Here is a 7,307-nt window from a genome sequence, read left to right on the forward strand (position 1 = left end):
CCCGTCTTCACATGGCCGCTCGGTTGCTGCCCGTGGGACTGCACCACGAGATCCCCGGTGGCCTCCTTGCCGTCGTCGCACAGCACGGCAATGCCGTAGTTCCCCGGCTTGGCGTTCTTCGGCACGGTGAACTTTCCGGCCACGGTCTCCTTCCGTGCCAAGGGCGACAGCTTGAAGTCACCCGCGCCGAGCGACTGGGCGTCACCGGTGCCGTGGCCGCCCTTGCCACAGCCCGTGGTCCTCACCGTGACGGTCGCCCCGGGGGACACGGTCGAGGGCGTGATCTCCAGCGGTTCGAAGTCTCCGGCGTACGAGGCCGGTGCGGCGAGCACGCCGAGGCAGACGGCCGCGAGTGCGTGGCCGGTCAGCAGGCGGGCGGTGGTGCGCATGTCGTCCTCCGGAGCGATGGACCGCCAGGGGCCGCGCCGGAGGCGTGACCGCGGTTCGTATCACTTCAGAGGTAAGAGGCAGTCGGTCGCCCACGCCTGCTGATGGGCGATCAGATTCGCTCGAACAACACGGTGTGTCGCCTTGCCTGTGATGCGTCACCGCAGGTCACGCGGGGTGTGCTCCGCCATTGGCCGCACAGCTTCGGCCGCCACGCCGAAAGGGTGAAAGATTCCTCTCCGGCCAGGGCGTCAGATCTCGTCCCAGGGGACGCCCTCGTACGCCTCCCGCACCCGCTTCATCAGGCCCTCGTCCACGGCGAACTCCGTGCAGTCGATCCTGCGCACGGGCGCCAGTCCCTGTGAGTTCATGAGGAACGCCGCCGAGTAGGAGGCGAGATCCGCCAGCGTCACCTCGCGACGCACCGACGGCAGCAGCGGCTCCAGCAGCGCCATCGTGACGCCGCGCAGCGCGGGTGCGTCCGGCCAGACGACCGACGTCCCGTCCCAGAAGGCGACGTTGGTGATGTGGCCCTCCGAGATCACCCCGCCGGGCCCGGTCAGCAGCGCGTCGTCGAAGCCGGCGCGCACCGCGGCCATGCCGTAGTAGGTCTGGCCGACACCGCCCGCGTGCTTGATGTGGGCGAGCGGCCGCTGGTACGGCACCGACATCAGGCTCCGCGGTGCCTCGCCCATCTCCTGCGGCCCCCGAACGGTCACCACCAGGATCGGCTCGGCGTCCCCGCCCGCCGCCCCGCCCGTCCCGTACGTCGCGTACACATGGACCCGCACGGAGGCGTCCCGCCTGCCGGCCGCGGTGAGGGCCTGCCGTATGCGTGCACGCACCCGCTCCCCGTCCAGCGCCGTGCCGAACAGTTCGCGCGTCGAGCCGTCCAGCCGCTCCAGGTGCAGCGCGAGACCGCGTACCCGTCCGCCGCGTACCTGCATCGCCGTGAAGTGGCCGTAGCCACCCTGCAGTACGGGGAGCAGATCCGGATCCGACTCGGCCACCGGTCTGCCGTCGATCTCGATGTACACCGTGGGAGCAGTCGTCATGGGCATACCGTATGCCCGGGTCAGTCCTCGATCAGACGTCGTGGCCCGGGCCCGTGCGACGCCAGCTCGTCGCACGGGTTGGACAGCACGCACCGGTCCAGCGAGAGACAGCCACAGCCGATGCAGTCCGAGAGATTGTCGCGCAGCCGCTGGAGCGTACGGATCCGCTTGTCCAGGTCGTCGCGCCAGCACTCCGAGATCCGTGCCCAGTCCTCCCTGGTCGGCGTACGGTCCTCCGGCAGCAGACCGAGCACCTCGCGGATCGTGGCGAGCGGGATGCCGAGCCGCTGGGAGGTGCGGATGAAGGCGACGCGCCGCAGCGTGTCCCGGCTGTAGCGCCGCTGATTGCCCGACGTACGGCGGCTCTTGATCAGCCCCTCGCGTTCGTAGAACCGCAGTGCGGACGGGGCGACACCGCTGCGTTCTGCCAGCTCACCGACGGTGGCTTCCTTGGCGTCCCAGGCGAGATGGGTCATGCGCCCAGACTACTCGCTTGACCTGAACCATGGTTTAAGTACCAGGCTCGGCGGCATGGACCTCACCACCTCTGTGCAGACCACCGACTTCATGAGCCCCACCGACTCCATGACCCTCGCCGAGCCCGCGTCGCTCGCCGAGCCCACGTCGACGACGGACAGCACAAGGACCCGGCCGCGCCCGACGCCGCCGTCAAGACGATGCTCGACCAGATCGCCTGGTGGGCCACCGCGCTGCGGGACGCCAGGAGCAGGCGTCCGTACACGGGCTGACGCCGTTGTAAAACAGACGCCGTTGTAAAACAGACGCCGTTGTAAAACAGTCGTGCGGAGGCCGGGGGCGACCGGCGGGCACCCGACTTCGGTCCCGACCTCGGTCCCGACCTCGGTCCCGTCCTCGGTTCCGGCCCTGGCTACGTCCTTGGTTCCGGCCCTGGTTCCGCACGATTCGAGAGGAGTGTTCGTGACCGTCGCCCTGACCGTCCTGACCACCACCGACAGCGCCGAGAAGGCCGAGGAGCTGGCGCGCGGCGCGGTGGAGGCGCGACTGGCCGCGTGCGCGCAGATCTCCGCGCCCGTCACCTCCGTCTACCGCTGGCAGAACGCCATCGAGACCAGCGAGGAGTGGCAGATCCTCTTCAAGACCACGGAGGCCCGCTACGAAGCGCTGGAGGCACATGTGCGGGCCCACCACGACTACGACACCCCGGAGATCATCGCGACGCCGGTGGTGCGGGGCAGCGCCGCGTATCTGGAGTGGGTCGCGGCGGAGACGACGGCGACGGCGCCGTGACGGGCGGGTCACTGCCGTTCTTCGTCTACGGCACGCTCCGCGCGGGCGAACACAACCACGACCGCTTCCTGCGCGGCCGCACCGCCACCGAGGAGCCCGCGCGGCTGAGCGGCGCGGTGCTGTACGAGGGGCCGGGCTATCCGTACGCCGTCGAGGGCGACGGCACCGTCACCGGTGAACTCGTCACGGCGGCGCCGGGGCACTACGGCGAGCTGATAGCGGTACTCGACCACCTGGAGGAGTACTTCGGCCCCGGCGACCCTCGCAACCTGTACGTACGGGTCGCCCGGGACGTCCACACGGCCGCGGGCGCCGTCCCGGCGTGGGTGTACGTGGCGGCGGAGGCGGTGGCGGGCGAGCTGCGGGAGCACGGGACGGTGATCCCCGGGGGCGACTGGTCGGCGGTGGGCTGAGTTCTCGCCTCCCCGCCCTTCCCGCTGTGTCGACCCGCGGTTCCGCCGCGTGGGGCGGAAACCGCCCCCAGCCCCCGTTTCCGGGGGTCGGCCCCTGAACCCACCCCCGCGCCTCGCTCTCCCCGTACGCCCTGCGGCGTGGCGGGATCCCCGGCGGGGCTCACTTTGAGCCCGGCGTCCGGGGGTCCGGGGGCTCAGCCCCCAGCTCGTTCCAATCGCACCGCGCACACCTTGAACTCCGGCATGCGCGACGTCGGGTCCAGCGCCGGATTCGTCAGCGTGTTGGCGCGGCCCTCGCCCGGCCAGTGGAACGGCATGAAGACCGTGTCCGGCCGGATCGCGTCGGTGACCCGGGCCGGTGCGACCGCCCGCCCCCGGCGGGACACGACGGCCACCGGCTCCCCGTCGGCCACCCCCACCCGCGCGGCCAGATGCGGGTGCAGCTCGACGAACGGCCTTGGCGCCGCGGCGTTCAGCTCGGCGACCCGCCGGGTCTGCGCCCCGGACTGGTACTGCGCGACGACCCGTCCGGTCGTCAGCACGACGGGATACTCGGCGTCGGTCTCCTCCCCGGCCGCCCGGTGCACCACGGGCACGAACCGCGCCCGGCCGTCCGGCGTCGCGAACCGGTCCAGGAACAGCCGCGGGGTTCCGGGGTGGGTGTCCCGGACGGGGGCCGCCGCCTCCGGGCAGGGCCAGAAGACGCCGTTCTCCTCCTCCAGCCGCCGGTAGCTGATGCCCGAATAGTCGGCCGGCCCGCCCGCCGACGCCCGGCGCAGTTCCGCGAAGACCTCCTCCGCGTCCGTCGGGAACCCCTTCTCATGGCCCAGCAGCCCGGCCAGTCCGTGCAGCAGCTCCAGGTCGCTCCGTACCCCCACCGGAGGTGTGATCGCCCGGCGCCGCAGCAGCACCCGCCCCTCCAGGTTCGTCATCGTCCCCGTCTCCTCCGCCCACTGGGTCACCGGGAACACGACGTCCGCCAGCTCCGCCGTCTCCGACAGCACCACGTCCGCGACGGCGAGGAAGTCGAGCCCCCGCATCCGTTCCTCGATGTGCGCGGCGCGCGGCGCCGAGACCACCGGGTTGGAGCCCATCAGCAGCAGCGCCTTCACGTCCTGGCCCAGCGCGTCGAGCAGTTCGTACGCACTGCGCCCCGGGCCGGGCAGCGAGTCGGGGTCGACTCCCCACACCCGCCCCACATGCGCCCGCGCCGCCGGGTCGTCGAGTTTGCGGTACCCGGGCAGCTGGTCGGCCTTCTGGCCGTGCTCGCGGCCGCCCTGCCCGTTGCCCTGCCCGGTCAGGCAGCCGTAGCCGGAGAGCGGCCGGCCCGCCTTCCCCGTCGCGAGGGCGAGATTGATCCATGCGCCGACCGTGTCCGTGCCCTTCGACTGCTGCTCGGGGCCGCGCGCCGTGAGCACCATCGCGGTGGGCGCGTCGCAGAACATCCGTACCGCCTCGCGCAGCTGCGGCACGCCGACCCCGGTGAGCCGCTCGACCAGCTCGGGCCAGTGCGCCATCGCGGCCGCCCTGGCCTCCTCCCACCCGGTCGTACGCTCTCGGATGAACTCCTCGTCCGTACGGCCCTGCGCCACCACCAGGTGCAGCAGCCCGAGCGCGAGCGCCAGATCGGTTCCGGGCCGCGGTGCGAGATGCAGATCGGCCTGCTCGGCCGTCCTCGTACGGCGCGGATCGACGACGATCAGCGTGCCGCCGTTCTCCTTCAGCTCGGTCAGATAGCGCAGCGCGGGCGGCATCGTCTCGGCGAGGTTCGAGCCGACGAGGATGACGCAGCCGGTGCGCGGAATGTCCTCCATCGGGAACGGCAGCCCCCGGTCGAGACCGAACGCCCGCTGGTGCGCGGCCGCCGCGGACGACATGCAGAAGCGGCCGTTGTAGTCGATCTGCGAGGTGCCGAGCACGACCCGGGCGAACTTCCCGAGCGCGTACGCCTTCTCGTTCGTCAGGCCCCCGCCGCCGAACACCCCTACGGCGTCCGCGCCGTGCACCGCGCGGGTCCGCCGCAGTCCGTCGGCCGTGGCCCGCAGGGCCTCCTCCCAGGTGGCCGGTTCGAGCCTGCCTGTGGCGGGGCGTCGGACCAGGGGCCCGATCAGCCGTACCTGGGAGGAGAGCACCGCGGGTGCCGTACGTCCCTTGCCGCACAGGGCGCCCCGGTTCACGGGGAAGTCCGTGCGTTCCACGACCTCGACGGTCCCCGTCTCCTCGGCGCGCAGGTTCATGCCGCACTGCAGAGAGCAGTAGGGGCAGTGAGTGGGAACGAGCGCGGAGGCGGGGGCCGGTGCAGGGGACATGGCACTCAGCGTGCTTCGTCCGTGTTACGGCGGCGGGCTCGGCGCATTACGGCTTCGGTACGCACACCTCCGCCCGCGCCGCCCGGCACGGTGAGCCGCTCAGGGCGTGGCGGCGGCCGAGGCCAGGGCCTTGGTGACGCCCGGCTCCTGCGGGCCGAGGAACCGCGGGTCCGGTTCGAACGCGACGTCCAGCGCCGCCTTGCCCGCCGCGAACAACTCCCGCGCCCCGCCGTAGTACCAGACCGAGTCGTGCGGCTCGGCGACCCCGACGCCGTACGATTCGATCCCCGCCGCATCGCACAGCGCGATCGCCCGCTTGATGTGGAAGCCCTGCGTCACCAGCACCGCCCGGTCGACCCCGAAGATCTTCTTGGCGCGTACGCACGAGTCCCAGGTGTCGAAGCCCGCGTAGTCGCTGACGATCCGCCCGTCCGGCACACCGCGTGCGGTGAGATACGTGCGCATCGCGTCCGGCTCGTCGTACTCGACCCGGCTGTTGTCCCCGGTCACGAGCACGACCTTGACCTTCCCGGTCCGGTACAGCTCGGCGGCCGCGTCGAGCCGGTGCGCGAGATACGGGGTCGGCCGGCCCTTCCACAGACCCGCGCCGAAGACGACGGCGACATCGCGCGCGGGCACATCGGCGGTGGTGCGGATACGGCTGTCGGCGACCGCGTGCATCCAGGTCGCGGGTGCCAGCGCGAACACGCACCCGAGCATCACTGCCTGCACGGCACGCCGCTGCCCGCGCCTGCTCCTCGGCAGGAGCGCGAGCGTACGCCGCGCGAGCGTGCGCGGCGTGAGCCCGCGGAGTGAGAGCGTGCGCAGTGAGCGCTTGCGCATGGATGACCCCCTGGTCCCTCGGTTCACCTCGTCCGACGCCGTCGGAGGCGCATCGGTTCACCACACCACGTCGATGTGATCGGCGGAACTCGTCCGTGCCCCGTCACGGCGTACGCACCAGGCCCCCGCCCGCGGATCCGGCCCGATCCGGAGGAAGGCCCTGGCCACGTCACCTCTTCGGGGGCACGTCCGCACCACGGACCCCCGAACCGTCGGCCGTGCCCGGCTGCCCCGGGGTGCCGGTGTGGTCCGAACCCGGCCGGCGGGTCCGGCATTATGCAATCCATGACCACTGTGTGGCACGATGCGTACGCCGCCCGTAACAACGCCCAATGGTGCGACACCATGTGCCGCGCGCACGGGGTCTCAGGGGTCTTCGGCGAACGGGCCTGGACCAGCGAGCAGCGCACCCCGCCGCTGTACCCGGACGCCGTGACCCTCACGCCGGACGCCACGGGGCGCGAGGTGCTGGAGCAGGTCGACCGCGAGACGCCGGGCTGTTCGGTCAAGGACAGCTTCGGGCGGCTCGATCTGTCGGCGGACGGATTCGACGTGCTCTTCGAGGCACGGTGGATCCACCGCCCGGCCGTCCTCGCCGCCCCCGTCGCGCCGGACGACGTCACCTGGCGGCCGGTCAGGACGGTGCGGAACCTGGTCGAGTGGGATTCGGCATGGGCACAGGGCGACCAGGACCTGGCCGGACTCTTCCGTGCCGAACTCCTCGCCGACCGCTCCACGACGCTGCTCGCGGGGACCACGGACCGCGGCACCCGCACGGTCGCCGGAGCGGTCGTGAGCCGCAGCGAATCCGTCGTGGGAGTCTCCAACCTCTTCGGCACGGACGGAGACCTCGATCGCGCCTGGGCGGGCTGCCTCGCCGCCGTCGCCCGCCTCTGGCCCGGCATGCCCGTCGCCGGCTACGAACACGGCGACTCCCTGACCGCGGCCATCCAGCAGGGCTTCGTACCGGGCACGACGCTGCGGGTCTGGCTCGCGAGCTGAGGAGCCGCCCGACCCGGCCCGGCCTCCGG

General features: G+C 72.1%; 8 protein-coding genes. 3 read left to right on the forward strand and 5 right to left on the reverse strand.

From position 1 onward, the window contains the following. The 3 genes from ACWGI8_RS11900 to soxR all read right to left on the reverse strand — a co-directional run. Positions 1–389, reverse strand: a 389-nt coding sequence (locus ACWGI8_RS11900) for a hypothetical protein (protein WP_453660115.1), incomplete at its 3' end; no start/stop codon positions are given. A gap of 249 nt (positions 390–638) precedes the next feature. Then, on the reverse strand, positions 639–1,442 hold the full coding sequence (locus ACWGI8_RS11905; RefSeq protein WP_453660117.1) for an aminotransferase class IV: 804 nt from the start codon (positions 1,440–1,442) through the stop codon (positions 639–641). 20 nt (positions 1,443–1,462) lie between these two features. Next, positions 1,463–1,918: a redox-sensitive transcriptional activator SoxR gene (soxR, locus tag ACWGI8_RS11910; protein WP_453660119.1), complete on the reverse strand. Its 456-nt coding sequence runs from the start codon at positions 1,916–1,918 to the stop codon at positions 1,463–1,465. Between the two features lie 457 nt (positions 1,919–2,375). Between soxR and cutA the strand changes: the two genes are divergently transcribed. Together cutA and ACWGI8_RS11920 are read left to right on the forward strand one after the other, a co-directional pair. Further along, the gene (gene cutA / locus ACWGI8_RS11915; RefSeq protein WP_453660121.1) at positions 2,376–2,711 is read left to right on the forward strand and encodes a divalent-cation tolerance protein CutA; all 336 of its coding nucleotides are present in this window, start codon (positions 2,376–2,378) and stop codon (positions 2,709–2,711) included. Beyond that, positions 2,675–3,124: a gamma-glutamylcyclotransferase family protein gene (locus ACWGI8_RS11920; protein WP_453660123.1), complete on the forward strand. Its 450-nt coding sequence runs from the start codon at positions 2,675–2,677 to the stop codon at positions 3,122–3,124. The genes cutA and ACWGI8_RS11920 overlap by 37 nt, the downstream gene beginning before the upstream one ends. A gap of 194 nt (positions 3,125–3,318) precedes the next feature. On the opposite strand, the gene ACWGI8_RS11925 is transcribed toward ACWGI8_RS11920, so the two are convergent. Then, entirely contained in the window at positions 3,319–5,433 is a 2,115-nt protein-coding gene (locus ACWGI8_RS11925) for a molybdopterin oxidoreductase family protein (RefSeq protein WP_453660124.1), read from the reverse strand. Positions 5,434–5,532: 99 nt separating this feature from the next. Beyond that, positions 5,533–6,276 (reverse strand): SanA/YdcF family protein, encoded by a 744-nt coding sequence (locus ACWGI8_RS11930; protein WP_453660125.1) that lies wholly within the window; start codon positions 6,274–6,276, stop codon positions 5,533–5,535. A 285-nt stretch (positions 6,277–6,561) separates the two neighbouring features. Between ACWGI8_RS11930 and ACWGI8_RS11935 the strand changes: the two genes are divergently transcribed. Continuing rightward, complete coding sequence (locus ACWGI8_RS11935; RefSeq protein WP_453660127.1) at positions 6,562–7,278, forward strand: hypothetical protein; 717 nt, start codon at positions 6,562–6,564, stop codon at positions 7,276–7,278. Positions 7,279–7,307: the final 29 nt, after the last annotated feature.

This window comes from Streptomyces sp. NPDC054841 (assembly GCF_053611045.1).

Coding starts and splice junctions, on each gene's coding strand:
- ACWGI8_RS11905 (WP_453660117.1), bottom strand. CDS start 1,442: ATGACGACTGCTCCCACGGTGTACATCGAGATCGACGGCAGACCGGTG.
- soxR (WP_453660119.1), bottom strand. CDS start 1,918: ATGACCCATCTCGCCTGGGACGCCAAGGAAGCCACCGTCGGTGAGCTG.
- ACWGI8_RS11925 (WP_453660124.1), bottom strand. CDS start 5,433: ATGTCCCCTGCACCGGCCCCCGCCTCCGCGCTCGTTCCCACTCACTGC.
- ACWGI8_RS11930 (WP_453660125.1), bottom strand. CDS start 6,276: ATGCGCAAGCGCTCACTGCGCACGCTCTCACTCCGCGGGCTCACGCCG.
- ACWGI8_RS11935 (WP_453660127.1), top strand. CDS start 6,562: ATGACCACTGTGTGGCACGATGCGTACGCCGCCCGTAACAACGCCCAA.